This is a genomic window from Paraburkholderia xenovorans, assembly GCF_046030735.1.
Lineage (GTDB): Bacteria > Pseudomonadota > Gammaproteobacteria > Burkholderiales > Burkholderiaceae > Paraburkholderia > Paraburkholderia xenovorans_A.
In genome coordinates this window covers 1-24,948 of record NZ_JAQQBV010000040.1, presented here as the reverse complement: position 1 = coordinate 24,948, position 24,948 = coordinate 1, and the positions used below count along the sequence as shown (strand labels likewise).

24 protein-coding genes are annotated in these 24,948 nt (G+C 62.9%); 16 read left to right on the top strand and 8 right to left on the bottom strand.

Translation table 11 applies throughout. The features are described from left to right. Positions 1 to 110 precede the first annotated feature (110 nt). The 7 genes from PQQ51_RS29125 (at position 111) to PQQ51_RS29095 (ending at position 9,161) form a co-directional block, all read left to right on the top strand. Entirely contained in the window at positions 111 to 4,304 is a 4,194-nt protein-coding gene (locus PQQ51_RS29125) for a YhdP family phospholipid transporter (protein WP_459252352.1), read from the top strand. A 71-nt stretch (positions 4,305 to 4,375) separates the two neighbouring features. Then, positions 4,376 to 5,239 carry a carbon-nitrogen hydrolase family protein gene (locus PQQ51_RS29120; protein ID WP_408500656.1) on the top strand — a complete coding sequence of 288 codons (864 nt, stop codon included), beginning with the start codon at positions 4,376 to 4,378 and terminating at the stop codon, positions 5,237 to 5,239. 97 nt (positions 5,240 to 5,336) lie between these two features. Further along, positions 5,337 to 6,803: a metalloprotease TldD gene (tldD, locus tag PQQ51_RS29115; protein WP_408500655.1), complete on the top strand. Its 1,467-nt coding sequence runs from the start codon at positions 5,337 to 5,339 to the stop codon at positions 6,801 to 6,803. A gap of 43 nt (positions 6,804 to 6,846) precedes the next feature. Next, positions 6,847 to 7,155, top strand: coding sequence for a hypothetical protein (locus tag PQQ51_RS29110; RefSeq protein WP_408500654.1), 309 nt, complete (start codon positions 6,847 to 6,849; stop codon positions 7,153 to 7,155). 56 nt (positions 7,156 to 7,211) lie between these two features. Then, complete coding sequence (gene aroG / locus PQQ51_RS29105) at positions 7,212 to 8,285, top strand: 3-deoxy-7-phosphoheptulonate synthase AroG (protein WP_408500653.1); 1,074 nt, start codon at positions 7,212 to 7,214, stop codon at positions 8,283 to 8,285. 201 nt (positions 8,286 to 8,486) lie between these two features. After that, positions 8,487 to 8,825, top strand: coding sequence for a type II toxin-antitoxin system RelE/ParE family toxin (locus PQQ51_RS29100; protein ID WP_408500652.1), 339 nt, complete (start codon positions 8,487 to 8,489; stop codon positions 8,823 to 8,825). A 3-nt stretch (positions 8,826 to 8,828) separates the two neighbouring features. Continuing rightward, a complete protein-coding gene (locus PQQ51_RS29095) occupies positions 8,829 to 9,161 on the top strand; it encodes a helix-turn-helix domain-containing protein (protein WP_408500651.1) in 333 nt (110 codons plus the stop codon). Between the two features lie 77 nt (positions 9,162 to 9,238). Here the strand turns inward: PQQ51_RS29095 and hmpA are convergent, their stop codons facing one another. Continuing rightward, positions 9,239 to 10,444 carry an NO-inducible flavohemoprotein gene (hmpA, locus tag PQQ51_RS29090; protein WP_408500650.1) on the bottom strand — a complete coding sequence of 402 codons (1,206 nt, stop codon included), beginning with the start codon at positions 10,442 to 10,444 and terminating at the stop codon, positions 9,239 to 9,241. Positions 10,445 to 10,553: 109 nt separating this feature from the next. Then, positions 10,554 to 11,108 carry a cob(I)yrinic acid a,c-diamide adenosyltransferase gene (locus PQQ51_RS29085; RefSeq protein WP_408500649.1) on the bottom strand — a complete coding sequence of 185 codons (555 nt, stop codon included), beginning with the start codon at positions 11,106 to 11,108 and terminating at the stop codon, positions 10,554 to 10,556. 234 nt (positions 11,109 to 11,342) lie between these two features. Between PQQ51_RS29085 and PQQ51_RS29080 the strand changes: the two genes are divergently transcribed. The 6 genes from PQQ51_RS29080 to proC all read left to right on the top strand — a co-directional run bounded on the left by PQQ51_RS29080 (position 11,343) and on the right by proC (position 18,407). Continuing rightward, positions 11,343 to 12,758 carry an FAD-linked oxidase C-terminal domain-containing protein gene (locus PQQ51_RS29080; protein WP_408500648.1) on the top strand — a complete coding sequence of 472 codons (1,416 nt, stop codon included), beginning with the start codon at positions 11,343 to 11,345 and terminating at the stop codon, positions 12,756 to 12,758. A 47-nt stretch (positions 12,759 to 12,805) separates the two neighbouring features. Next, positions 12,806 to 14,299: an FAD-linked oxidase C-terminal domain-containing protein gene (locus PQQ51_RS29075; RefSeq protein WP_408500647.1), complete on the top strand. Its 1,494-nt coding sequence runs from the start codon at positions 12,806 to 12,808 to the stop codon at positions 14,297 to 14,299. A gap of 183 nt (positions 14,300 to 14,482) precedes the next feature. Next, positions 14,483 to 15,571, top strand: a complete 1,089-nt coding sequence (gene glcE / locus PQQ51_RS29070) for a glycolate oxidase subunit GlcE (protein ID WP_408500646.1) — start codon at positions 14,483 to 14,485, stop codon at positions 15,569 to 15,571. Between the two features lie 7 nt (positions 15,572 to 15,578). Then, positions 15,579 to 16,805 (top strand): glycolate oxidase subunit GlcF, encoded by a 1,227-nt coding sequence (gene glcF, locus PQQ51_RS29065; protein ID WP_408500645.1) that lies wholly within the window; start codon positions 15,579 to 15,581, stop codon positions 16,803 to 16,805. Positions 16,806 to 16,844: 39 nt separating this feature from the next. Beyond that, on the top strand, positions 16,845 to 17,543 hold the full coding sequence (locus tag PQQ51_RS29060) for a YggS family pyridoxal phosphate-dependent enzyme (protein ID WP_408500644.1): 699 nt from the start codon (positions 16,845 to 16,847) through the stop codon (positions 17,541 to 17,543). Positions 17,544 to 17,591: 48 nt separating this feature from the next. Next, positions 17,592 to 18,407 (top strand): pyrroline-5-carboxylate reductase, encoded by an 816-nt coding sequence (proC, locus tag PQQ51_RS29055; RefSeq protein ID WP_408500643.1) that lies wholly within the window; start codon positions 17,592 to 17,594, stop codon positions 18,405 to 18,407. A gap of 39 nt (positions 18,408 to 18,446) precedes the next feature. Here the strand turns inward: proC and ubiA are convergent, their stop codons facing one another. After that, a complete protein-coding gene (gene ubiA, locus PQQ51_RS29050) occupies positions 18,447 to 19,310 on the bottom strand; it encodes a 4-hydroxybenzoate octaprenyltransferase (RefSeq protein ID WP_408500642.1) in 864 nt (287 codons plus the stop codon). Positions 19,311 to 19,557: 247 nt separating this feature from the next. Between ubiA and PQQ51_RS29045 the strand changes: the two genes are divergently transcribed. From PQQ51_RS29045 to PQQ51_RS29035, 3 genes are read left to right on the top strand one after another with little or no spacing between them, the layout of a single operon-like run. After that, a complete protein-coding gene (locus PQQ51_RS29045; protein ID WP_408500641.1) occupies positions 19,558 to 20,031 on the top strand; it encodes an Hcp family type VI secretion system effector in 474 nt (157 codons plus the stop codon). Between the two features lie 13 nt (positions 20,032 to 20,044). Beyond that, on the top strand, positions 20,045 to 20,527 hold the full coding sequence (locus tag PQQ51_RS29040; RefSeq protein ID WP_408500640.1) for a DUF2778 domain-containing protein: 483 nt from the start codon (positions 20,045 to 20,047) through the stop codon (positions 20,525 to 20,527). 10 nt (positions 20,528 to 20,537) lie between these two features. After that, complete coding sequence (locus tag PQQ51_RS29035; RefSeq protein WP_408500639.1) at positions 20,538 to 20,828, top strand: hypothetical protein; 291 nt, start codon at positions 20,538 to 20,540, stop codon at positions 20,826 to 20,828. A gap of 151 nt (positions 20,829 to 20,979) precedes the next feature. Here the strand turns inward: PQQ51_RS29035 and PQQ51_RS29030 are convergent, their stop codons facing one another. From PQQ51_RS29030 to PQQ51_RS29010, 5 genes are all read right to left on the bottom strand, one after another. After that, a complete protein-coding gene (locus PQQ51_RS29030; protein ID WP_408500638.1) occupies positions 20,980 to 21,468 on the bottom strand; it encodes a Dps family protein in 489 nt (162 codons plus the stop codon). A gap of 156 nt (positions 21,469 to 21,624) precedes the next feature. Continuing rightward, complete coding sequence (locus PQQ51_RS29025) at positions 21,625 to 21,786, bottom strand: hypothetical protein (RefSeq protein WP_408500637.1); 162 nt, start codon at positions 21,784 to 21,786, stop codon at positions 21,625 to 21,627. A 90-nt stretch (positions 21,787 to 21,876) separates the two neighbouring features. Next, positions 21,877 to 23,331 carry a catalase gene (locus tag PQQ51_RS29020; RefSeq protein ID WP_408500636.1) on the bottom strand — a complete coding sequence of 485 codons (1,455 nt, stop codon included), beginning with the start codon at positions 23,329 to 23,331 and terminating at the stop codon, positions 21,877 to 21,879. A gap of 103 nt (positions 23,332 to 23,434) precedes the next feature. Continuing rightward, a complete protein-coding gene (locus tag PQQ51_RS29015) occupies positions 23,435 to 23,575 on the bottom strand; it encodes a hypothetical protein (RefSeq protein WP_408500635.1) in 141 nt (46 codons plus the stop codon). Between the two features lie 217 nt (positions 23,576 to 23,792). Further along, the gene (locus PQQ51_RS29010) at positions 23,793 to 24,752 is read right to left on the bottom strand and encodes a hydrogen peroxide-inducible genes activator (RefSeq protein ID WP_408500634.1); all 960 of its coding nucleotides are present in this window, start codon (positions 24,750 to 24,752) and stop codon (positions 23,793 to 23,795) included. Between the last annotated feature and the right edge of the window lie 196 nt (positions 24,753 to 24,948).

Genomic DNA, 24,948 nt, shown 5'->3' with positions numbered 1-24,948 from the left:
GGTCGCGAGACGGCATGCAGACAGGGTTTGCAGGAAATCCGCCGGCGCTTTCCCGTGTGTTACATTTCGTCGTTAATTCGCAAAACTACCATACGCCCTCCCGCCGCAGCATGTCCGAGCGAAATGAATCCGCCGACCCGCAAGAAACCGGGCAGGTCCGGCCTGTGAGCGGAAGCGACCACATTGTGCTGCGTCGGACTTTCCACGTGGTGCTGGCCGTCGCGCTGGTGCTCTACTTCATCGCGACGGGGTTGTTTCTCGGCTTGCGTTATGTGTTGCTGCCGCGGGTCGACGCGTTCCGTCCGCGTATCGAAGCCACCGTCTCGGACAAACTCCACGCGCAGTTCACGATCGGCAAGCTCGCGCCTTATTGGAGCGGCTTCCAGCCGGGTGTCGACGTCACCGATCTCGTGATCCGCGACTCCGATGGCAAAGCCGCGCTGACCATTCCGCACGCAACCGCCACGCTGTCGTGGAAGTCGCTCTGGCAATTTCATCCCGCGCTCTCCAGCCTGATCGTCGACCAACCGGATGTACTCGTGTCACGCACCGGCGACGGCGTGATTTCGGTCGCGGGCGTACCCGTGCCGACCCGCCACAGCGGCAACGACACGCTGTCGACCTGGCTGCTGCGTCAACAGGCGATCGTGGTGCGCGGCGGCGTGCTGCGTTGGCGCGACGCGGAACACGACGCACCGGAACTCGCGCTACGCGACATCCGCATCGCGATTCTGAACGACGGCTACGATCACCGGCTCGCGCTGCAAGCACCACCCGACGGGCACGTGCTGCATGGTCCGATCGATTTCCGCACGCATTTCAAGCACGCGGCGCTCTCCGCGATCGGCAAGCCGACCAACTGGACCGGCCAGGCCTATATGTCCACCGGCCCGGTCGATTTGCCGACGCTCGCGCGTTACATCAACTTACCGATCGAGACCTTCGCCGGCCGCATCGACAACGCCATCTGGGGCGACTTCACCGACGGCCGGATCAAGTCAGCGAGCGGACAGCTGGCCGGCTCGGACGTCGCGCTGCGGGTGCGTCCGACGCAGCCGAAGCTGCTGATGCCGGTCGCCCAGTTCGATTGGCATGTGGAAGCCGAGCAAGGCGACTACACACTGCAACTGAACAATCTGCGCGCCGAACTCGGCCAGCCGCCGCTCGACGACGGCACGCCGCTCACCCGCACCCTGTCGTTCGACACGCTGAACGGCCGCTTCCGAAGCGCGTCGCAGCAACATGGACAACTGCTCAGCGTCGCCGGCGATCGGGTCGACCTGGGCATCCTCGCCGAATTCAGCCGCGCGTTGCCGCTGCCCCGGCCGCTGCTGAACAATCTGGTCCGCTTCAATCCGCGCGGCATGGTGGCGAACTATCTGATTCAGGTCGAGCGCGCCAAACCGGAAGCCGGCGAAGTCGATCATCATGCGAGCGGCTCGGAGCCGATCGAGCGCTACCGTTTCAAGGGCGACTTGCAAGGCATCAGCGTCGCGGCGCAGGAACCGCCGCCGGGGCTCACGCCGCTCAATCACCCGCGCGCCGGCATTCCCGGCATCGAAAATCTGTGGGGCAGCGTCGACGCCGACGAAAACCACGGCACCGCGCTGCTCGATACGTCGAACGTCGCGCTCACGCTGCCGGGCGTGTTCGACGATCCACGTCTCACGTTCGACCGTTTGCATGGCCGCGCCGACTGGACCATCAAGCCGAAAGCGCCGGGCGAGACGCACCCGTCGTTTGCCGTGAAGCTGGCCGACTTCGGCGTGTCGAACGCGGACGTCGCGGCCACCGCCACCGCGGATTACAGCAATCCGGGGCACGGCCGCGGCTCGCTCGACCTGAAAGCGGACTTCGAACGCGCGCAGGTCACGCGCATCGTCCGCTACCTGCCGACCAGCATCAGCGAAAAACTGCGCATCTATCTGGGCCACGGTTTGCAGGCCGGCATGTCGCACGGCGCGTCGATCGAGATTCACGGCGACCTGACCAAATTCCCGTACTCCCGCGCGCCGGAAGCCGGGATCTTCCATATCGTCGCGCCGTTCAAAGACGGCAAGTTCGATCCGTCGCCGTTCCCGCCTCGCAAGATGCGCAACGGCACGCCGAACGTGTGGCCGCCGCTCGACGGCATCGACGGCGTATTCCAGTTGAAGAACAACCTGCTGCGCTTCGACATCGACCGGGCGAAATACAAGCGCGTCGCGCTGACCGAAGTGAACGGCAAGATCGACGATCTCGGCACCAAAGCGTCGAGCCTCGTGATCGCCGGCAATGGGCGCGGGCCGCTCGCGGACATGCTCGACTACGTGAACGCGAGCTCGCTCGGCATCATGGCCAAACACGAAACCGACAAGGTGCGCGCCGAAGGGCCGGCCTCGCTCGCGCTGAAGCTGACCGTGCCGCGCACGCCGCAGCCACATATCGGCGTGGAAGGCGCGCTCGGCTTCCAGAACAATCGCCTGAGCGTCGACAACGTGCCGCCTTTGTCGCAACTGAACGGCAAGGTGCGGTTCACCGAACACACCGCGCAGATGGACCGGCTCTCCGGGCAATTCCTCGGCGGCGACGTGCATGCGAGCGGCGGCCTGAAGCAGAACGGCAGCTACGCGCTCGATCTGGGCGGCCATATTGCCGTCGATGCCGCGCGCGGCCTCAATCTGCACGGGCCGGCCGCCGAAGTGCTGACGAGAATGAGCGGCAGTGCGCCGTATGCGCTGAACGTACGCGGCATCAAAGGGCGTCTGCCGGAAGTCACCGCGAACTCCGATCTGACCGGCCTCGCGCTCGATTTCCCCGCGCCGTTCAACAAGCCGATCGGCGCGCCGATGCCGTTGCACTTCGCGGTGAGCCCGTCCAGGGCGGCGAACGAAGCCGGCTTGCAACGCGCCGATCTGACCTTCGGTCCGGTTGCCGCCGCCTATTTGCTGCGCTATGAGCCGAAGGAGCCGCCGGTCGTCGTGCGCGGCGCGATCGGCGTGAACAAGCCGGCCGACTTGCCGAGCGACGGCGTGATCGCCGCGGTCGACGTCGAGGCCTTCGACGCCGACGCGTGGCGCGCGCTCGTCACGCAGATGCGCAATAAGGAAGCGCCGGCGCCGTCTGTCTCACCCGCCGCGCCGGCTGCCGCGTCGAATCCCACGCTCACCCAGTTCCTGCCGAACCGCTTCGCGCTGCACATCGGCACGCTGACACTGCTCAAGCGCCACTGGGACAGCGTGATCGTCGGCGCGTCGCACGCGGACGGCAAATGGCAGGCGAATATCGCGTCGAACCAGGTATCGGGCCACGTGTCGTGGCTGCCGGGCGCCGACAAGGAATCGCCGGGCACGCTGCAGGCGCGCTTCGCCCGCGTGGTGATTCCGTCGGCGACCGACAAGGACCTGCTCGGTCAGGCGATCTCCGCGCCGGCGCAGAACATGCCGTCGATCGATCTGATCGTGAACGAGCTGATTTTCCGCGACCGCAACATCGGCCGCCTGGAAGTGGACGCGCACAATTTCGTCGAAGACGGTGTGCCGGTCTGGCAACTCGACAAGCTCGACATCAGCAATCCCGCCGCGACGCTGAGCGCCACGGCGAACTGGCGCACGTCGACCGAGCTCGGCAATAGCGCCGACGAAACCACGCCACGCCGCACCGTGTTCGACTTCAAGCTCGACATCAAGGACGCCGGCGCGCTGCTGGAACGCTTCGGCCAGCCGCGCACGCTGAAGTACGGCGCCGGCACGCTGTCGGGCAAGATGGTGTGGCGCGGCGGCCCGACCACAATCGACTATCCGACGCTCAACGGCAATCTGGCCGTCGATCTGCGTCACGGGCAGATTCTCAAGGTCGACCCGGGCGTCGCCAAGCTATTGGGCGTACTGAGTCTGCAAAGCCTTGCGCGCTTTGCCACGCTCAATTTCCGCGACGTGATCGGCGAAGGCTTGCCGTTCGAGCATGTAACGGGCACCGGGCAGATCCGCAACGGCATCGGCCGCACGGAAAACTTCGAGATGGTCACGGCGCCCGCGCGCGCCGACATGAAGGGTTCGGTGGATCTCGCGCAGGAAACCCAGAACCTGCATGTCTACATCGTGCCGACCGTCAGCGCCGGCGCGGCCGTGATCGCGGCGACCGTGATCAATCCGCTGCTCGGCCTCGGCGCGCTGGTGGCCGATCTGGCGTTCAGCAAGTCGGTCTCCACCGCGTTCGCGCGCGAGTACGCGATCACCGGTTCGTGGTCGAAACCGCACATCGAGCGGGTCAAAGACGATCGCGGTAAGATGGACGCTCCCGCTTCGACCGTGGAAGCGCATTGAGCCAGCCTTGAACGACGTAAGCGGCGCGCGCGATTCGCACCGCCGCCTTGCCGGGAGTTTTCATAATACTCATGAGCGAAACACACGTCTTGTCCTCCCCTTCCGCCGCGGAATCCAGCGGGTCCTTCGAAAATACGTTCCGGGTCGCCGCGCTGCAAATGGTCAGCGCGCCAGATCGCGAGCGCAATCTGGCCGAAGCGGAGCAGCTGATCGCCGACGCCGCGGCCGACGGCGCGCAACTCGTGCTGCTGCCCGAATACTTCTGCTTCATGGGTTTCAAGGACACTGACAAGCTCGCCGTGCGCGAGCCGTATCAGGACGGCCCGATCCAGCGTTTTCTCGCCGATGCCGCGCGCCGCCACAAGGTGTGGGTGATCGGCGGCACGTTGCCGTTGATGTCGACGGAAGCGTCGCGCGTGCTGAACACCACGCTGGTGTTCGACCCAGAAGGCAACGAGGCCGCGCGTTACGACAAGATTCACCTGTTCAATTTCGAAAAGGGCGAGGAATCGTTCGACGAGGCACGCACCATTTGCCCCGGCGGCGAGGTCCGCACCTTCGCGGCGCCGTTCGGTCAGGTCGGGTTATCGGTCTGCTACGATCTGCGCTTTCCGGAGCTGTACCGTCGCATGGGCGACTGCGCGCTGATCGTGGTGCCGTCGGCGTTCACCTACACCACCGGCCGCGCGCATTGGGAAATGCTGCTGCGCGCGCGGGCGGTCGAAAACCAGTGTTACGTGCTGGCCGCCGCGCAAGGCGGCAAACATGAAAACGGCCGCCGCACCTGGGGCCACAGCATGCTGATCGACCCGTGGGGCGAAATCGTCGCGGTACGCGACGAAGGCGCCGGCGTGGTCGCCGGCAATCTCGAGCGGGCGCGTATCGACGAAGTGCGGCAAAGTCTGCCGGCCTGGCGTCATCGCGTGCTGAGCTGAATCGAGTTGAGCCGAGATTGAAACTGCGGCGCCGCGCACTCACATGAGCGACTGCGGCGCTAACCGAATCCTTCGTATCGAGCAGAACATACTTCGCATGAACATCATCGAACCCGGTATCCGTAATCTCGTCACCGCCAAGGACATTCTCCTGACGCCCTACGGTCTCGACGAAGCCCTGCTCACCCGCACGCTCGCCGAAATCTTCACGCACAAGATCGACTACGCCGATCTGTACTTCCAGTACACGCGCAGCGAAGCGTGGAGTCTCGAAGAAGGCATCGTCAAGTCGGGCAGCTTCAGCATCGACCAGGGCGTCGGCGTGCGTGCCGTGTCGGGCGACCGCACGGCCTTCGCGTATTCGGACGACCTGTCGCCCGAAGCGATCCGGCAGGCCGCACTCGCGACCCGTTCGATCGCCAAGGCGGGCGGCGGCAAGCAGAAGATCAAGGCGGCCACGTCGCTGACCGGCATTGCCGGGCGCGATCTGTATCTGCCGGCCGATCCGCTGCACTCCCTCGACGCAACCGCCAAAGTCAAGCTGCTCGAGCGCATCGAAAAGATGGCGCGCGGCCGCGATCCGCGCATCCAGCAGGTGATGGCGGGCCTCGCCGGCGAATACGACGTGGTGCTGGTCGCTCGCAGCGACGGCGGCTTCGCGGCCGACATCCGGCCGCTGGTGCGCGTCTCGGTCACCGTGATCGCCGAGCAGAACGGCCGCCGCGAAATCGGCAGCGGCGGCGGCGGCGGCCGCTTCGACTACGGCTATTTCACCGACGAAGTACTGTCGAAGTATGTCGACGACGCGGTGCATGCGGCGCTCGTGAACCTCGACGCGCGCCCGGCTCCGGCCGGCGCGATGACCGTCGTGCTCGGGCCGGGCTGGCCCGGCGTGCTGTTGCACGAAGCGATCGGCCACGGCCTGGAAGGCGACTTCAACCGCAAGGGTTCGTCGGCGTTCGCGGGGCGTATCGGCGAGCAGGTCGCGGCGAAGGGCGTCACCGTGGTCGACGACGGCACGCTGCCGAACCGTCGCGGGTCGCTGAACATCGACGACGAAGGCAATCCGACGCAGTGCACGACGCTGATCGAAGACGGCATCCTGAAGGGCTACATCCAGGACACGCTGAACGCGCGTCTGATGAAGATGCCCGTCACGGGTAACGCGCGCCGCGAATCGTACGCCGCGCTGCCGATGCCGCGCATGACCAACACGTACATGCTCAATGGCGACAAGGACCCGCAGGAAATCATCCAGTCCGTGAAGAACGGTTTGTACGCGGTGAACTTCGGCGGCGGCCAGGTCGACATCACCAACGGCAAGTTCGTGTTCTCGGCGTCCGAGGCGTACATGATCGAAAACGGCAAGATCACGTATCCGGTCAAGGGCGCGACGTTGATCGGCAGCGGCCCGGAATCGCTGAAGTTCGTCAGCATGATCGGCAACGACATGAAGCTCGATTCGGGCGTCGGCGTATGCGGGAAGGAAGGCCAGAGCGTGCCGGTCGGCGTCGGCCAGCCGACGCTGCGCATCGACCGCATGACAGTGGGCGGCACCGCCTGATTTTTGATCTGCACGCATACTTCGTGCGCAAAATGCATGAAGTATGCGGATTTTCCGCATTTTCACCCGCTTCAGCTTGTCAGCCGAGCTTGAGCGGGTTATAAAGTCACTCACCCTTTTTGACCAGCGACCTATTTCGCCATGTCCGCCAAGTTTTACTTTTACTTTTTTTGGTATCTCAGACCGCTGGCGGATCGAGAGGGGTGTTAGTGCACGCAGGACACCAGGAATTCCCGAAAAACCGCCAGCTAGCCTGGCGGTTTTTTTTTCGCCTCATGCCTTTGAAACTTTTGTCGTTGACTATTTTTTGATTGTTGTCCGCCCTGGCATCGCTGCGTTGATCGCTTCCTGATCGCAGCCTTCGTTGTCCAGCGCGAACACGCTACGAACCGCTTCAGGAGAATAACCATGCCCCCCCACAACACCGACGATGTCCGCATCCGCGAATTGAAAGAACTCACGCCGCCCGCTCACCTGATCCGCGAATTCGCCTGCGACGAAACGGTGTCCAACGTGATCTACCACTCGCGCACTGCGATGCATCGCATCCTGCACGGCATGGAAGACCGGCTGATCGTGATCATCGGCCCGTGCTCGATTCACGACACCAAAGCGGCGCTGGAATACGCCGGCCGCCTGATCGAACAGCGCAAGCGCTTCGCCGGCGAGCTCGAGATCGTGATGCGCGTGTATTTCGAAAAGCCGCGCACGACAGTGGGCTGGAAGGGTCTCATCAACGACCCGCACATGGACAACAGCTTCAAGATCAACGACGGCCTGCGCACCGCGCGCGAGTTGCTGTTGCGCATCAACGAACTCGGGCTGCCGGCCGGCACCGAATACCTCGACATGATCAGCCCGCAATACATCGCCGATCTGATCTCGTGGGGCGCGATCGGCGCGCGCACGACCGAGTCGCAAGTGCACCGCGAACTGGCTTCGGGGCTGTCGTGCCCGGTCGGTTTCAAGAACGGCACCGACGGCAATGTGAAGATCGCGGTCGACGCGATCAAGGCCGCGTCGCAGCCGCACCATTTCCTGTCGGTCACCAAGGGCGGCCATTCGGCGATCGTCTCGACCGCCGGCAATGAGGATTGCCACATCATCCTGCGCGGCGGCAAGACGCCGAACTACGACGCGGACAGCGTCAACGCGGCCTGCGCCGACATCGGCAAAGCGGGCCTCGCCGCGCGTCTGATGATCGACGCGAGCCACGCGAACAGCTCGAAAAAGCACGAGAACCAGATTCCGGTGTGCGCGGACATCGGCCGCCAGATTGCTTCGGGGGACGAACGGATTGTCGGCGTAATGGTGGAATCGCATCTGGTGGCGGGGCGCCAGGATTTGCAGGAAGGCTGCGCGCTAACGTACGGCCAGAGCATCACCGACGCCTGTATCGGCTGGGACGAAAGCGTGGCGGTGCTGGAAGGTCTCGCCGAAGCCGTCAAGCAACGGCGCGTGGCACGCGGCAGCGGTAACTAGAACCGCGCGATCGCTCAGGCAGTACATCGAAACCCGGTTCGTCGAGCCGGGTTTTTTTATGGCCGTATTAGCCGAACGGACGAATGGTGCTCCGTCGGCCGCCTCTGTACCGTAACAACTCAGTGCCGGGTCGAACAAGGGCCGAACGAGGCTTGACCCAGGTGAGCGTTGCGTATAAGATTTTGTACATGAAGGGCGGCTATGGGGAAGGAAAAAGAAATTCGCTGGATGGGCTCCAGTTATCGCGATTTATTGGAATTTCCTGAAGAGCCGCGCCGTCTCGCAGGGTTTCAGTTGAGCAAGATTCAGGCAGGTCTCGATCCTGACGACTGGAAGCCGTTCGATTCAATTGGAGCCGGCACGCGCGAGATTCGAATCAAGGAAACGGACGGCATTTACCGCGTCATGTACGTCACGAAGTTCGTCGAAGCGCTGTACGTATTGCACTGCTTCAGGAAGAAAACGCAGAAGCTTGGACCACACGACAGAAAGATCGCCGAGACACGGTATCGCGCAATCTTGAATGATAGGAAAACTTAGCAAATGACGATCGACACCAAAATCCGTCACGTAACTCAGCCCGGCGCAAACCTGTTTCTCGAACTTGGCTTTTCCGCCGCTGAGGCCGCACGCCTTTACGCTGCATCGCAAAAGCAGATCAACGACACGCGCTTGCTCAAGGAACAATTGATGACCGAGTTGTCGAGCTGGATCGATCAACATCATTTGAAGCAGGCCGAGGCAGCGGAAATTCTGATGGTGTCCCGGCCGCGCGTGTCCGACGTGGTCAACAAGAAGACCACCAAGTTCACTATCGATACGCTGGTCGAAATGATGAGCCGCATTGGCAAACCCGTCACGCTGGCAATCGGATAAGGCGCGCGGCTCTCGCCGCTTCGCCTTATCCATGTCGCTGGCCGGCTCGCGAGGCGGCGCAGTATTACTGCACCGTGTTACTGCACCGTGCCTGAGCCGAACACTTCGGTGTGAATCCGCATGGGCTCCACGCCCAACGCTTCGAGCACTTCACACTGCGCGCGCATGAACGGCACGGGCCCGCAGACGTAATAGTCGGCGTCCGGCACGATCACCTGGTCGGCGATTTTCGTCAGATCGAGGCGGCCTTCGAAATCGTGGTCGATGCCGGCGCGGTCGGTTTCTTCGAGCGCTTCGTAGAACACGGCGCGAGTCACGTTCGGATGCCCGGCAACCTGATCGTTCAGCCATTGCCGGAAAGCATGCACACGGCCATTGCGGCACGCATGCACGAAGCTCACCCGGCGCTCGCCGGGCTCCGCGAGCAACGAGGCCAGCATGGAAGTCATCGGCGTCACGCCCACACCGCCGCTGATCAGCACCACAGGCGTGGTCTGCTTAAGATCCAGCGTGAAGTCGCCCATCGGCGCGCTCACGCGCACCACCTCACCCGCGGCCACGCCGTCGTGCATCAGGTTCGACACGTGGCCCGGCGCGGCATCTTCGCGCCCAGCTTCACGCTTCACCGAGATACGCAGCCATTTTCCGTTCGGTGCGTCGGACAAACTGTATTGGCGCGGTTGATCCACGCCCAGTTTGTCGACGAAACGCGTAACGCTCACGTACTGGCCGGGCTCGAAGCCGCAAGCCGGCGCGCCGTCCGCGGGCGTCAGATAAAACGACGTGATCTCGTCGCTCTCCACTTCCTTGCGAGCGACCTTGAAAGGCCGGAATCCGCTCCACGCAGCACCTTCGTACAGCTTCGCCTCGGTGCCGATGAAGATTTCCGCGAGTTGCCCGTAGGCCGCCTTCCATGCGCCAAGCGTTTCCTGATCTACCGCGTCGCCCAGCACGTCGACCATCGCGCCCAACAGATGGCGCCCGACGATCGGATAGTGTTCCGGCCGGATGTTCAGGCTGGCGTGCTTGTGCGCAATGCGGGTAACCGTCGGGCCGAGCGCGCCGAGATTGTCGATGTTGGCGGCATATGCGTACACCGCTCTCGCCAGCGTTTCCGGCTGATTGCCGCTCTGCTGGTGGGTCTGGTTGAACACGTTCTTCAACTCGGGATGCTGCGCGAACATCCGCTTGTAGAAGTGCTTCGTGATGGTCGTGCCGTGCTCGGCGAGGACAGGCACTGTGGCCTTGACGCGGGCCATCTGGTCGGTTGTGAGGGCGGTCATCCGTACTTCTCCTTAAAGATGCATTTACGATACATCTTTAAGGACGTACTTTCGCGAAGACAGATTGTCGCAGGTCGAATGGTGAGTCGCTTAAGGTGTGAAAACGCTGCTAGCCGGCGCTGCGCTCGTGTTTCCAGAGCACGTCGGTGCCCCCATCCGCGCGGTTGAGCACGCGCGCGAGGACGAACAGCAGGTCGGACAGCCGGTTCACATATTGACGCGGCGCGGCATTGATCCTCTCGTCCTCGCCCAACGAGACGATCGCGCGTTCCGCGCGGCGGCACACCGTTCGGCACACATGCGCCAACGCGGCCGAACGCGAGCCGCCGGGCAGGATGAACTCCTTCAGTGGCGACAGGCTCGCGTTGTAGTCGGCGAGCCAGTCGTCGAGTTGAGCCAGATGACGGTCGGTGATCATCGTGTGACCGGGAATGCAGAGTTCGCCGCCCAGGTCGAACAGGTCGTGCTGGATTGCGACCAGCGCCGCACGCACGTTGTCCGGCAGCGTCTCGCAGAGCAACACGCCGAGGTTCGAGTTGAGTTCGTCGACTTCGCCGATGGCGGCGATGCGCGCGCTGTCCTTGCGCACACGGCGGCCGTCGCCGAGCCCCGTGGTGCCGTCGTCGCCGGTGCGGGTGGCGATCTTGCTCAAGCGGTTGCCCATGATGTCTCCGATGCAATTCAGTAGCGATGCAAGAAGCGATGCAAGAAGCAATGCCGGAAGCGAGGCGGCAGCGCGGGACGGCGTCCGGGCCATCGCGTTTATCCATATTGCGCGCATCGCGAGGTCGCCGCCATTATAGGAGCGCTGCCAGCGCCCACGCTGGCCCACGGGGGATCGGCGTAAAATGAAACACCTGCTGCAAACCCAGCCGCCCCCCGATATCAGGAGACATGCGTGAACCATCCCGTGCCGCCGGCCCCGCTGCGCCGGCCGTTTCCCGCCGAGCTGCTGGCCGAGCTCAAAGCCGCGTTTGCCGAGCGCGTGTCCACCGCCGAGGCAGTCCGCGCCCATCATGGCCGCGATGAATCCCCGTTCGATCCGCAACTGCCCGACGCCGTCGTGTTCGCCCGCACCACCGAAGACGTGCAAACCGTCGTCCGGCTGTGCGGCCGGTACAACGTGCCGATCATTCCGTACGGCAACGGTTCGTCGCTGGAAGGACATTTGCTGGCCGTACAAGGCGGTGTGTCGATCGATCTGTCGGAAATGAACCGCGTGCTGTCGATCAATCCGGAAGACCTGACCGTCACCGTCGAGCCCGGCATCTCGCGCAAACAATTGAACGAAGCGCTGCGCGACACCGGGCTGTTTTTCCCGATCGACCCGGGCGCGGACGCGAGCATCGGCGGCATGTCGGCAACGCGTGCGTCGGGCACCAACGCCGTGCGCTACGGCACGATGCGCGAAAACGTGCTCGGGCTGACGGTCGTGCTCGCCGACGGTCGCGTGATCAAAACCGGCACGCGGGCACGCAAATCGTCGGCGGGTTACGACCTCACGCGCCTGTTCGTCGGTTCGGAAGGCACGCTCGGCGTGATTACCGAAATCACGGTGCGGCTCTATCCGCAGCCCGAAGCGGTGTCCGCGGCCGTCTGCACGTTTCCGTCGATGGGCGACGCGGTGCGCGCGGTCATCGAAACGATCCAGATCGGCGTGCCGATCGCGCGCGTGGAATTCGTCGACTCGCTGGCGATCCGCTCGATCAACCGTCATTCGAATCTGAGCCTGCGCGAGGCGCCCACGCTGTTCTTCGAATTTCACGGCACCGAAGCCGGTGTCAAGGAGCAGGCGGAACTGGTGCAAGACATCGCCGCGCAGAACGCGGGCGAAGGCTTCGAGTGGGCAACCCGTCCGGAAGACCGCAGCCGCCTGTGGAACGCGCGTCACAACGCCTATTTCGCGATGCTGCAGCTCAAGCCCGGTTGCCGCGCGGTCACGACCGACGTCTGCGTGCCGATCTCGCGTCTCGCGGAATGCGTCGAGGAAACCGAGCAGGACCTGAACGCGTCGCCGCTGCCCTGCCCGATCGTCGGCCATGTGGGCGACGGCAATTTCCACGTCGCAATCCTGATCGACCCGAACAAGCCTGAAGAACTCGTCGAAGCCGAGCGGCTGAATCATCGCATCGTGCAACGCGCACTGCGCATGGACGGCACCTGCACCGGCGAGCACGGCGTGGGGCTGCACAAGATGGCGTTCCTGCTGGAAGAGCATGGCGACGTCGCGATCGACACGATGCGCGCGATCAAACACTCGCTCGATCCGCACAATCTGATGAACCCCGGGAAGATCTTTTCCTGGGCGGCGTGAAGGTCGCCCACAGCGCGCAGCGTATGAGGTACGAGGAGACAAGTCACATGAACGCCCCCGCTGAACTGACGGCCGAAGTACTCGCCCAGCGCCAGCGCGAAGTCGTGCAGGCGCTGATGGCGGTGCTGCCCACGCACTGCCTGCTGTATCGCGAAGAAGACACGGTCGCGTACGAGTGCGACGGCCTTGCCGCCTATCGGCGTCTGCCGCTCGCGGTCGCGCTGCCGGAGACGGAATCGCAGGTGCAGCGGATCGTGCAGATCTGCCATCGGCTCGACGTGCCGATCGTGCCGCGCGGCGCGGGCACCGGTCTGTCGGGCGGCGCGATGCCGATTCGCCATGGCGTGGTGGTGTCGCTCGCGCGCTTCAGGAAGATCGTCGAAGTCGATTCCTACGCGCGCACCGCGACCGTACAGCCCGGCGTGCGCAATCTGTCGATTTCCGAAGCGGCCGCGCCGTACGGGCTGTACTACGCGCCCGATCCTTCGTCGCAGATTGCCTGCACGATCGGCGGCAACGTGTCGGAGAATTCGGGCGGCGTGCACTGCCTCAAATACGGCCTCACTGTGCACAACGTATTACGCGTGCGTGCGGTCACCATGGAAGGCGAAATCGTCGAGTTCGGTTCGCTCGCGCCGGACGCGCCCGGCCTCGACCTGCTCGCGGTGCTGATCGGCAGCGAAGGAATGTTCGCGATCGTCACCGAGGTCACCGTCAAGCTGATTCCGAAGCCGCAAATGGCGCAGGTCATCATGGCCAGTTTCGACGACGTCGTGAAAGGCGGCGACGCGGTCGCCGGCATCATCGCGGCGGGCATCATTCCGGCCGGTCTGGAGATGATGGACAAGCCCGCCACGCGCGCCGTCGAGGAATTCGTCAACGCCGGCTACGACCTCGACGCCGCGGCGATCCTGCTATGCGAGTCGGACGGCACGCCGGAAGAAGTCGCCGACGAAATCGTCCGCATGACCGCGGTATTGCGCGAACAGGGCGCCACGCGCATCCAGATTTCGCGTTCGGAAAGCGAGCGCCTGCGCTTCTGGTCGGGACGCAAGAACGCGTTTCCGGCCGCCGGCCGCATTTCGCCCGACTACTACTGCATGGACGGCACCGTACCGCGCCGCAGCATCGGACCGCTTCTCGCGCGCATCGAAACCATGGAGAAGAAATACGGACTGCGCTGCATCAACGTATTCCACGCCGGCGACGGCAACATGCATCCGCTGATCCTGTTCAACGGCAACGATCTGGACGAGTGGCACCGCGCCGAGGCGTTCGGTAGCGACATCCTCGAGACGTGCGTCGAACTGGGCGGCACGGTGACGGGCGAACACGGTGTCGGCATCGAGAAGATCAACTCGATGTGCGTGCAGTTTTCGCCGGAAGAGCGCGACGCGTTTCACGCGGTCAAGCGCGCGTTCGATCCTCCGGGGCTGCTGAACCCCGACAAAGGCATCCCCACGCGAGCGCGCTGCGCCGAGTACGGCAAGATGCACGTGCGCGGCGGCTTGTTGCCGCACCCGGATCTGCCGCGCTTCTAGCACAGGCGTGCGGCCGTGCTTCATGTGCGGCCGGCTTCGATCCGGCGCGCATCGATATGCCGCGCATAGCGTGCCCGCGCGGCGTCTCTCGCCCTCACGATGCGGGTCCGCTCCGGGTTGTCAGCGCGCCGCCGCCCGGTACAATCAACCGCGACACAACGAAACATAACGACGCAGGACACCATGGAAGAGGACGACATCGTCGCGGTTTGGTCCGAACGCGTACGTTCGGCCAGCGCCGAAGGGCGCACGTTGCGCGTCCGTGGCGGCGGCACCAAAGACTGGTACGGTCAGACACTGGAAGGTGAAATCCTCGACACGCGCGCTTATCGCGGCATCATCGCTTACGATCCGGCCGAGCTCGTGATCACCGCGCGCGCGGGCACGCCCTTGCTGGAGATCGAGGCCGTGCTCGCCGACCATCATCAGATGCTCGCATTCGAGCCCCCGCATTTCGGCCCGCAGGCCACCTTTGGCGGCTGCATCGCCGCCGGCATTGCCGGTCCGCGACGCCCTGCCGCCGGCGCCGCGCGCGACTTCGTACTCGGCGCGGCGATCATGAACGGCCACGGCCAGAAGCTGCATTTTGGCGGCCAGGTGGTGAAGAACGTCGCCGGTTATGACGTATCGCGTCTGCTGGCCGGCTCGCTCGGCACGCTCGGGCTGATCCTCGAACTGTCCGTCAAGGTCTTGCCGCTTCCGCAAGCCGAAGCCACGCTCAAATTCGACATGAACGGCACCGACGCGGTCCGCAAGCTCAATGAATGGGGCGGCCGGCCGCTGCCGATCACAGCAAGCGCATGGCGGCACGGCACGCTCGCGGTGCGGCTCGCCGGCGCGGAAGCCGCGGTCAAATCGGCGCGCATCGGACTCGGCGGCGAAGTGGTCGACGCGGTGGAAGCGGAGCGCTTCTGGGCCGGCTTGCGCGAGCAGACCGATCCATTTTTTGCGGCGATCGAACCGAAGGCCGCGCTCTGGCGCCTCGCGTTGCCGTCGATCACTGAACCGCTGCAACTGCCGGGCGCGCAATTGATGGAATGGGGCGGCGGCCAGCGCTGGTGGATCACCGACACCGACGCGCAAACCGTGCGCATCAGCGCGAAGCAGGCCGGCGGCCACGCGACGATCTTTCGTGCAGGCCACGGCTATGACCGCAGCGCCGGTGTCTTCACGCCGCTGCCCACGCCGTTGATGAAAATCCATCGCGGCCTGAAAACCGCCTTCGATCCAGCCCGCATTTTCAATCGCGGCCGTCTCTACCCCGACTTCTGAGCGCGCGATGCAAACCAACCTCGCGGACTTCATTCGCAACACGCCGGACGGCGACGAAGCCGACGCCATCCTGCGCAATTGCGTGCACTGCGGTTTCTGCACGGCCACCTGCCCGACCTACCAGATTCTCGGCGACGAACTCGACGGGCCGCGCGGCCGCATCTATCTGATCAAGCAGATGGTGGAAGGCGCCACCGTCACGCGCAGCACGCAAGTGCATCTGGACCGCTGCCTGACGTGCCGCAACTGCGAAAGCACGTGCCCGTCCGGCGTCCAATATGGGCGGCTGGTCGAGATCGGCCGCAAGATCACCGAGGAAAAAGTCACGCGGCCGCTCGGTCAACGGCTGGTGCGCCGGCTGCTCGCGAGCTTCGTGCCGAACAGCGCGCTCTTCACGCCGACCATGCGGCTCGGCCAGCACGTCCGCGCGCTGCTGCCGAAGAAGCTGCGCGACAAGGTGCCCGCGCGGCAGCGTCCGCTCGAATGGCCGGTCGCGAAACATCCGCGCAAGATGCTGATGCTCGCGGGATGCGTGCAACCGTCGATGATGCCGAACGTGAATATCGCGACCGCTCGCGTGCTCGACGCGCTCGGCGTCGAAACGCTGATCGCGCCCGAGGCCGGCTGCTGCGGCGCGATCCGCCTGCATCTCGGCTACAACGACGACGCGCTCGACGACCTGCGCACCAACATCGACGCATGGTGGCCGTACATCGAACAGGGCGTCGAGGCGATCGTGATGAACGCGTCCGGTTGCGGCGCGACGGTGAAGGAATATGCGCACCTGTTGCGCCACGATCCCGCGTATGCGGAGAAAGCAAGCAGAGTCGTCGAATTGACGCGCGACATCTCCGAGATCCTGCCGGAATTCGAAGAAGCGCTGGCGGCCCGCACGCGGCGCCGCTCGATCCACACCGTGGCGTTTCATCCGCCGTGCACGCTGCAGCATGGGCAGCAGGTGCGCGGCAAGGTCGAACATCTGTTGGCCGCGCTCGGCATCGAAGTGCGTCTGCCCGCGGACAATCATTTGTGCTGCGGTTCGGCCGGCACCTACTCGCTCACGCAGCCGAAACTCTCGTACGCGCTGCGGGATCAGAAGTTGAGCCGCTTGCAGGAGCAGGAGCCGCAGGTGATCGTGTCGGCGAACGTCGGTTGCATTGCGCATCTGCAAAGCGGCACGTCCACGCCGGTCGCGCACTGGATCGAACTGGTCGAGCACATGCTGTCCGTATAATCCAGTCCATCGCCCTCACTGGACTACCGGTTCCGTGCCATGCCCGATCTGATTCACAACCTCGAAGCGGTGCAGCAGCGCATCGCCCTCGCCGCGCACGTCGCCGGACGCGACACGCGCTCGATCCATCTGCTCGCGGTCTCCAAGACCTTCCCCGCCGAAGACGTGCGCGCCGCATACGCCGTCGGACAACGTGCGTTCGGTGAAAACTACGTGCAGGAAGCGATCACCAAAGTCGACGCGCTGGCCGATCTGCGCGCGTCGATCGAATGGCATTTCATCGGACCTTTGCAATCGAACAAGACGCGCCCGGTCGCCGAGCGTTTCGACTGGGTGCATTCGGTCGACCGCCTGAAGATCGCGCAGCGTCTGTCCGAACAGCGTCCTGACGATCTGCCGCCGCTGAACGTATGTCTGCAGGTGAACATCAGCGGCGAGGCGTCGAAAAGCGGCGTGAGCGTTGCCGAAGCCGTCGAGGTCGCCCAGCAGATCGCCGCGCTGCCGAAACTGAATCTGCGCGGCCTGATGGCGATTCCCGAACCGGCCGGCGGCATCGACGAACAGCGCGTGCCGCACCGGCAACTGCGCGAACTGTTCGAGCGCCTGATCGACGACGGGCTCGAACTCGATACGCTGTCGATGGGCATGTCGAGCGATCTCGAAGCCGCGGTGCTGGAAGGCGCGACGATCGTACGTGTCGGCACGGCTATTTTCGGCGCGCGAGATTACTCCAACTGACCGGCTCGGCCCGCTTCGGGCCTGCCACGCAACCTCTCCCGGAACATCATGAAAATTGCTTTTATCGGCGGTGGCAACATGGCCGCCGCACTGATCGGCGGTCTCATCAAACGCGGCGTCGCGCCGGCGGATCTGTACGCGATCGATCCGAACGAAGACGCGCGCCAGCGCAATGAACAGCAATTCGGCATCAGGACGGGCGCCGCCGCCGACGCCGCGCTCGCGTCGTACGACGCCGTCGTGCTGGCGGTCAAGCCGCAGATCCTGAAGAGCGTCGCCGAGACGCTTGCGCCGCATCTGGGCGCGTCGCAACTGGCGGTCAGTATCGTCGCGGGGATTCGCATGGACGACCTGTCGCGCTGGCTCGACGGCCACGCACGGATCGTGCGCGTGATGCCGAATACGCCGGCGCTGATCGGCATGGGCGTGACGGGTCTGGTGGCCACCGGCAGCGTCGACGAAGCGGGTCGCGCGCTCGCGTCGCAAGTGCTGGGCGCGGTCGGCGAAACCGTCTGGTTCGACGACGAAGCGAAGATCGACGCCGTCACCGCGATCTCAGGCAGCGGGCCGGCCTACGTGTTCTATTTCATCGAAGCGTTGCAGGAAGCCGCGCGTCAACTCGGGATGGACGAAGCGCAAGGCCGTGCATTGGCTGTCGCGACCTTCACCGGCGCGGCACAACTGGCCGCGAATTCGGACGAGCCGCCGAGCGTGTTGCGCGAACGCGTGACGTCGAAGGGCGGCACGACGGCGGCGGCTCTGGCTTCGTTCGACTCGAGCGGGATCAAGGATGCGATCGTGCGCGGCGCGCTTGCCGCCGATGCGCGCGCAAGAGAAATGGGCGACGAGTTCGGCAAGCTGTAAGTGCCGTTGGCGGACGCGGCCTCGAAGCAACGCGAAGCATTAAAACGAAGCCGCCGCATAATGTGCGGCAATGCCGACGAACAACGCGCCGCCCAGCCAGTTGTTATGACGGAACGCGGCGAAGCACGCCCTCCGCTCGCGATGGCGAATCAGCGTGTAGTGATAGATCGCGCAGCCCACCGCCGCGGCCCAACCCAGCCAGTACAGCACGCCGAAGCCGAGCATCACGCCGATGCCGGCGTAAATCCCGAGCGTCGCCGCATAGCACAGCATGATCGCGAGCACGTCGAAGCGGCCGAAGGTCAGCGCCGACGTGCGGATGCCGATCTTGATGTCGTCGTCGCGATCGACCATCGCGTATTCGGTGTCGTACGCAACCGACCAGAACACGTTCGCGAGCAGCATGACCCACGCGAGCATCGGCACGTGGTCCTGAATCGCGGCGAACGCCATTGGAATGCCGAAGCCGAACGCGATGCCCAGATACGCCTGCGGAATCGCGAAGAAGCGCTTGGTGAACGGATATGAACCGGCGACGAACAACGCCGCCACGGACAACTCCTTGGTCAGCGTATTCAGCGGCCAGATCAGAAGAAACGCCAGCAACGCGAGACCCGCCGCGAGCGCCACCGCTTCCCATGCCTTGATCTTGCCCGACGTGATCGGACGGTTCTCCGTGCGCTTCACGTAGCGGTCGAAATCGCGATCCGCGTAATCGTTGATCGCGCAGCCCGCCGAGCGCATCAGCACCGTACCCACCGTGAAGATCACCAGCAGCGGCCACGACGGGTGCCCGTCGGAGGCGATCCACAGCGCGTTGAGCGTCGGCCATAGCAGCAGCAGGCTGCCGATCGGCTTGTCCATGCGCACGAGGCGCAGATACAGGGGAAGGCGGGCGAACATGGGCGGCAAGGGGTCGAGTGCAGGCAGTGCCGTTATTTTACGGGAAGCGGTGGGAGGGGAGCTTTCGCGGTGGCAGGGGCTGGGGGGAAGTGGCGATGGGACATGCGTGTGTCCTCTCCGCGCCACTCAGATTTTCGGACGACTCTGATACTCGTATCTGACTCTATTGCGCAAGGTATGTGTCGGGCGGTGACGCTCTCTCTCTGTCCGTTTTGGGACGGTGGAAAACCAATAAGCAGGAGTTGGAATGGCCGATGTTTTCATCAGAATCAACGGTATCGACGGTGAATCCCAAGATGCTGCTCACCTGAACGACATTGATGTGATCGGATGGCGTTGGAAAGTGTCTCAGCAATCAACCATGATGTCGGGTTCCGGCGGCGGCGCGGGTAAGGCAACGGTTTCCGATTTGCAATTCACTCACGAGCTAGACCGCGCCAGCCCGAATCTCGCCAAATACTGCTTCATGGGCAAGCATATCGACCAGGTGAAATTGACCGCGCGAAAGGCGGGTGGATTGCCGTTCGAGTATCTGAAGATTACGATGTACGACGTAGTCGTTACTCAGGTTGAGCCTGTCGGCGGCGGCAAGACTTGTCACGAAGAGGTACACCTTTCGTTTGCAACAATGAAGCACGAATACTTCGTACAGAACCGGCTCGGAGGAAGTGGCGGCGCGATCACCGCTACGCTGTACATCAAGAACAACACGACAAATTGACGGGGCAAATCGAATGCCCGTCAAATGCACTTTTGTTCTCAATAGGCAGACCACCTCTACTCTCACATGCGAAGGAACCGTGCCAGTAGAGGCATTTTCTGGAACCGATCATGGCCGCGACAATCCCGACGATACGGCCATAAAAAACATTGGACCGCTTCCACAAGGGACGTATTACCTCGTAGATCGGCGATCGGGCGGTTATTTGGGTTTCCTGTACGACTGGTGGGATGCGCATGGCTACGGCTCGACCGACAGACATACATGGTTCATGCTCTGGAATCCGGCCACAGGCGATACAACCAATATCAACGGCATCAAGCGCGGTAATTTCAGGTTGCATCCCAAAGGCCCTTTGGGATTAAGCCACGGTTGTATTACGGTCGTCGCCCCTTATGAATTCGATCGTCTTCAAAAATTCATCCGCTCTCGAGGACAGATGCTGCCCGTCCCGGGCTCTACGTTGAGAGCTTATGGAACCGTTGAGGTCAAATGAAGTGTCATTCATGAAACGCGCACTGCTCTACATTAGCTGGTGCGTGGCGTCGGCAATCGGAGGATGGCAACTGACATATGTCATCGATGCACTGCCATTCAATATGCCGATTTTTGTGGAGGTATTTATTCGACTCTGCCTGGTCGTAACCGGGACAGAATATCTGGACAACCCAGAAGACATAGGAACGCTTGCGCTGGTGCTTTATTGGCTAGTCGCTACGCTATTTGTGGGCTTAGTTCTTTTCCTCTGCTACCTCGTCCTACACCGCTATAGGGCGAAGAAAATCAGTAGCAAGTGAGAACAATGGACAACGGCCTAATCCCGGACTTCCATGCGCGGCAGCAAGATCATTACGCGCAATAAAAAACACCCCGGAAGTTGAACATATGTCCAACTTCCGGGGTGCGGTTCATCACGACAGAAGAGTCGCTAAACGCGCTACTCAATACTCAAGCCAGCATCGACCTCAACATCCACGCAGTTTTTTCATGCGTTTGCATGCGTTGCGTCAGCAGGTCGGCGGTCGGCTCGTCGTTGGCGGCTTCCGTCGACGGGAAAATCGCGCGCGCGGTGCGCACTACGGCTTCCTGACCTTCCACCAGTTGGCGGATCATTTCTTCCGCGGCCGGCACGCCGTCCGCTTCCGGAATCGACGACAGCTTCGCGAAATCCTTATAGCTACCCGGCGCATGCACACCCAGCGCGCGGATACGTTCGGCGATCGAATCGACCGCGAGCGCCAGCTCGTTGTACTGCGTCTCGAACATCAGATGCAGCGTGTTGAACATCGGACCCGTGACGTTCCAGTGGAAGTTGTGGGTCTTCAGGTACAGCGTGTAGGTGTCGGCGAGTAGACGCGACAGACCTTCGGCAATCTTCTTGCGGTCCTTGTCGTTGATTCCGATGTTGACGTGCTGGACGGCTTCTTTCTTGGCCATGATGACTCCTTTGAAGAGTGATACGAACCGGTCGGCAGATTCACGGCTTGCACGCGGGCAAACCTGAACCATGAGAACGCCCGACAGTTTATCTTAGAACGCTGCCGCATTCGTGCGGCGCGCGGCCAAGCGACGCACGCCGAAGCGCGCATGAAATCAGCCGCTGAACGCGTGTTGCAGCACCTGTGCGACGATCACCGCGAATCCGCTCGTGACGATCGCAAGGCCGACGATCTTGCGCAACATCAATGCATGCTGCTGTTGGCTGGCGCGTGCGGCAGCCGAGCCGCCGAGGGTGGACATCATCATCTGGATCATGGTCGTGCTTCCCTGATTCGTATCAAAACCGGCGGGGCGCCGTTGCGCCCCGCTTTGCCGCATCACTTCGACTGCTTGCTTGCCGATTGCTTACTTGCCGTTGCCTTCCGCAAGCTCGGCGATCGCGGCGATCACACCTTCCGCGTAAGCCGGATCCGCGCGACGGAAATGCTCGATCTGACGCGCGACGATGTCCTGCGGCACGCCATTGATGTGACGCGCGATGTTGCCGAACAGACGCTTCTTCTGCGCGTCGTCGAACAGCGAGAACAGCATGCCCGGCTGCGTGTAGTAATCGTCGTCCGCGCGATGATCGTAACGATCGACCACGCCCGCCGCGAGCGGCGGCTCGGACGCGTTGGCGTCCTGCGCGAAGTCGCCGAAACGGTTCGGCTCGTAGTTCACGTTGCCGCCGAGATTGCCGTCCGTACGCATTGCGCCGTCGCGATGGAACGCGTGCGGGCTCGGCACACGCGGCGCATTCACCGGAATCTGATGGTGATTGATGCCGAGGCGATAACGCTGCGTGTCGCCGTACGAGAACAGGCGTCCTTGCAACAGCCGGTCCGGCGAAAAACCGATACCCGGCACGACGTTAGCCGGCGTGAACGCCGCCTGCTCCACGTCCGCGAAATAATTCTGCGCGTTGCGATTCAACTCGATCGTGCCGACGTCGATCAGCGGGTAATCCTTCTGCGACCACACCTTCGTGATGTCGAACGGATTGAAGCGGTAGTGCGCTGCTTCGGCTTCCGGCATCACCTGAATCGCGAAGCGCCATTTCGGGAAATTGCCTGTGTCGATGTTCGTCAGCAGATCGTGTTGCGCGCTCTCACGATTTTGCGCGACGACTTGCGCGGCCTGCGCATCCGTGAAGTTCTCGATGCCTTGCAGCGACTTGAAATGGAACTTCACCCAGAAACGCTCGTTGTTCGCGTTGATGAACGAATACGTGTGCGAGCCGAAGCCGTGCATCTGACGGTAGTTCTGCGGAATGCCGCGATCGCTCATCAGAATCGTGACCTGATGCAGCGACTCCGGATGACGCGCCCAGAAATCCCACGCGGCGACATTGCTGCGCATGTTGGTGTACGGATCGCGCTTTTGCGTGTGGATGAAGTCGGGGAACTTCAACGGATCGCGGATGAAGAACACCGGCGTGTTGTTGCCGACCACGTCCCAGTTGCCCTCTTCCGTGTAGAACTTGATCGAGAAGCCGCGCACGTCGCGTTCCGCATCGGCGGCGCCGCGTTCGCCCGCCACCGTCGAAAAGCGCATGAACAGCGGCGTTTCCTTGCCGACCTGGGCGAACACTTTCGCCTTCGTGTAGCGCGAGATGTCGTGCGTGACCTTCAGCTTGCCGAATGCGCCCGAACCCTTCGCGTGAACGCGGCGCTCGGGAATCACTTCACGATCGAAGTGAGCGAGTTTTTCGAGCAGCCAGACGTCTTGCAGAACGACCGGACCGCGTGCGCCGGCGGTCATTGAATTCTGATTGTCGGCGACGGGCGCGCCGGCCGCATTGGTGAGTTTCTGTTCGGACATTGCGTAGCTCCTGGATGGCTGTTATAGGAAACGAATTGTGGGGAGAGGCGCAGCGCGCTTTTGAAGCGGGCGAATTGCGATTGACGTGCGGCCTATGCGCGATTTACGCCGACAAGGCCCGATCGACCAGCAGTGACATCGCCACCGTGCGCATGCTCCGGATCGACGCACTGACATTTCCGGTTACAACGCGGGCAGATTCAGCGGCTGTGGCGCGGGCGGGCTGAGACTTGGGTTGCGTCATGATTTCCTCCGGGTCTTGATGGGATCGGGCGATCCATGGAGGAACTATAACAATGCTATCGATAAATCGTGTTTGATTAATTATATCTATTCAATAGGGGCAACGGCTATCGTTTCATCTGGCGGCCCGCGTGGGCGTCTTGATCGACGCAATGCCGCGACAGGGTCGCCGTCCGCCGCGTGGGGAAGCGGCGGAGCGGTTTTAATCTGCGTGTCGCTCAGTTGACCGCGACGGGCAGATCGAGCTTCTTCACGCCGGGCAGATCGCAGGCATTGATGGCGTCGCTGACTGCTTCGATCGCGGGCATCCGCGTGAAGCTTTTGCGCCATGCGAGTACGACGCGGCGGTCCGGCACGGGTTCGTCGAAAGCGACATAGCTGAGCAGACCTGAATCGATGCCGCCCGCATGCGGTTTGACTTCATGCACCGACATGCGCGGCATCACGGTGATTCCGACGCCGCTTGCCACCATATGGCGAATCGTTTCGAGCGACGACCCTTCGAAGGTTTTCTGGATGCCGTCCGCGTTTTGCGAGAAGCGCATCAGTTCCGGGCATACACCGAGCACGTGATCGCGGAAGCAGTGGCCGCTGCCGAGCAGCAGCATGGTTTCCTGCTTGAGATCTTCGGCGTCGATTTTCGGGCGGTTTTCCCACGCGTGACCTGACGGCAGCGCGACGACGAACGGCTCGTCGTAGAGGGGTCGCTGCATCAGACCGGTTTCCGGGAACGGCAGCGCCATGATGGCGACGTCGATTTCGCCTTGTTTGAGCAGTTCGATCAGCTTGATCGTGTAATTTTCCTGCAGCATCAGCGGCATCTGGGGGACGCGCTTGATCATCTGCTTGACGAGAGTGGGCAATAGATACGGCCCGATCGTGTAGATGACGCCGAGGCGCAGCGGTCCGACTAGCGGGTCTTTGCCCTGTTTGGCAATTTCCTTGATGGCGAGTGTTTGTTCGAGCACGCGCTGGGCTTGCGTGACGATCTGTTCGCCGATCGGGGTGACGCTGACTTCGCTGGTGCCGCGTTCGAAGATCTGCACGTTGAGTTCGTCTTCGAGCTTCTTGATGGCCACCGATAGTGTCGGCTGGCTGACGAAACAAGCCTCGGCTGCCCGGCCGAAATGCCGCTCGCGGGCGACGGCGACGATGTATTTCAATTCGGTGAGCGTCATTGGGGGACCAATCAGTGCGGTGAATTCGATAGGTTCTAGTTATACACCTATAGGGTCGGTTCGCCAACCTGTTGGGCCTTGCCGGGGGCTGGTTTTTGGTTTTTTTGGTTTGCCTGCGGCGCCGGTCGTTTTCATTTCTTTTTGGTTCGCCAGGGTTGCCCCTGTGCGGGGCGGCACTTACTTTCTTTGCCGCGGC

Bases quoted from the DNA above. Each gene is read 5' to 3' on its own strand.
- PQQ51_RS29125 (WP_459252352.1), top strand. From the start codon at position 111: ATGTCCGAGCGAAATGAATCCGCCGACCCGCAAGAAACCGGGCAGGTC.
- PQQ51_RS29120 (WP_408500656.1), top strand. From the start codon at position 4,376: ATGAGCGAAACACACGTCTTGTCCTCCCCTTCCGCCGCGGAATCCAGC.
- tldD (WP_408500655.1), top strand. From the start codon at position 5,337: ATGAACATCATCGAACCCGGTATCCGTAATCTCGTCACCGCCAAGGAC.
- PQQ51_RS29110 (WP_408500654.1), top strand. From the start codon at position 6,847: ATGCGGATTTTCCGCATTTTCACCCGCTTCAGCTTGTCAGCCGAGCTT.
- aroG (WP_408500653.1), top strand. From the start codon at position 7,212: ATGCCCCCCCACAACACCGACGATGTCCGCATCCGCGAATTGAAAGAA.
- PQQ51_RS29100 (WP_408500652.1), top strand. From the start codon at position 8,487: ATGGGGAAGGAAAAAGAAATTCGCTGGATGGGCTCCAGTTATCGCGAT.
- PQQ51_RS29095 (WP_408500651.1), top strand. From the start codon at position 8,829: ATGACGATCGACACCAAAATCCGTCACGTAACTCAGCCCGGCGCAAAC.
- hmpA (WP_408500650.1), bottom strand. From the start codon at position 10,444: ATGACCGCCCTCACAACCGACCAGATGGCCCGCGTCAAGGCCACAGTG.
- PQQ51_RS29085 (WP_408500649.1), bottom strand. From the start codon at position 11,108: ATGGGCAACCGCTTGAGCAAGATCGCCACCCGCACCGGCGACGACGGC.
- PQQ51_RS29075 (WP_408500647.1), top strand. From the start codon at position 12,806: ATGAACGCCCCCGCTGAACTGACGGCCGAAGTACTCGCCCAGCGCCAG.
- glcE (WP_408500646.1), top strand. From the start codon at position 14,483: ATGGAAGAGGACGACATCGTCGCGGTTTGGTCCGAACGCGTACGTTCG.
- glcF (WP_408500645.1), top strand. From the start codon at position 15,579: ATGCAAACCAACCTCGCGGACTTCATTCGCAACACGCCGGACGGCGAC.
- PQQ51_RS29060 (WP_408500644.1), top strand. From the start codon at position 16,845: ATGCCCGATCTGATTCACAACCTCGAAGCGGTGCAGCAGCGCATCGCC.
- proC (WP_408500643.1), top strand. From the start codon at position 17,592: ATGAAAATTGCTTTTATCGGCGGTGGCAACATGGCCGCCGCACTGATC.
- ubiA (WP_408500642.1), bottom strand. From the start codon at position 19,310: ATGTTCGCCCGCCTTCCCCTGTATCTGCGCCTCGTGCGCATGGACAAG.
- PQQ51_RS29045 (WP_408500641.1), top strand. From the start codon at position 19,558: ATGGCCGATGTTTTCATCAGAATCAACGGTATCGACGGTGAATCCCAA.
- PQQ51_RS29040 (WP_408500640.1), top strand. From the start codon at position 20,045: ATGCCCGTCAAATGCACTTTTGTTCTCAATAGGCAGACCACCTCTACT.
- PQQ51_RS29035 (WP_408500639.1), top strand. From the start codon at position 20,538: ATGAAACGCGCACTGCTCTACATTAGCTGGTGCGTGGCGTCGGCAATC.
- PQQ51_RS29030 (WP_408500638.1), bottom strand. From the start codon at position 21,468: ATGGCCAAGAAAGAAGCCGTCCAGCACGTCAACATCGGAATCAACGAC.
- PQQ51_RS29025 (WP_408500637.1), bottom strand. From the start codon at position 21,786: ATGATCCAGATGATGATGTCCACCCTCGGCGGCTCGGCTGCCGCACGC.
- PQQ51_RS29020 (WP_408500636.1), bottom strand. From the start codon at position 23,331: ATGTCCGAACAGAAACTCACCAATGCGGCCGGCGCGCCCGTCGCCGAC.
- PQQ51_RS29015 (WP_408500635.1), bottom strand. From the start codon at position 23,575: ATGACGCAACCCAAGTCTCAGCCCGCCCGCGCCACAGCCGCTGAATCT.
- PQQ51_RS29010 (WP_408500634.1), bottom strand. From the start codon at position 24,752: ATGACGCTCACCGAATTGAAATACATCGTCGCCGTCGCCCGCGAGCGG.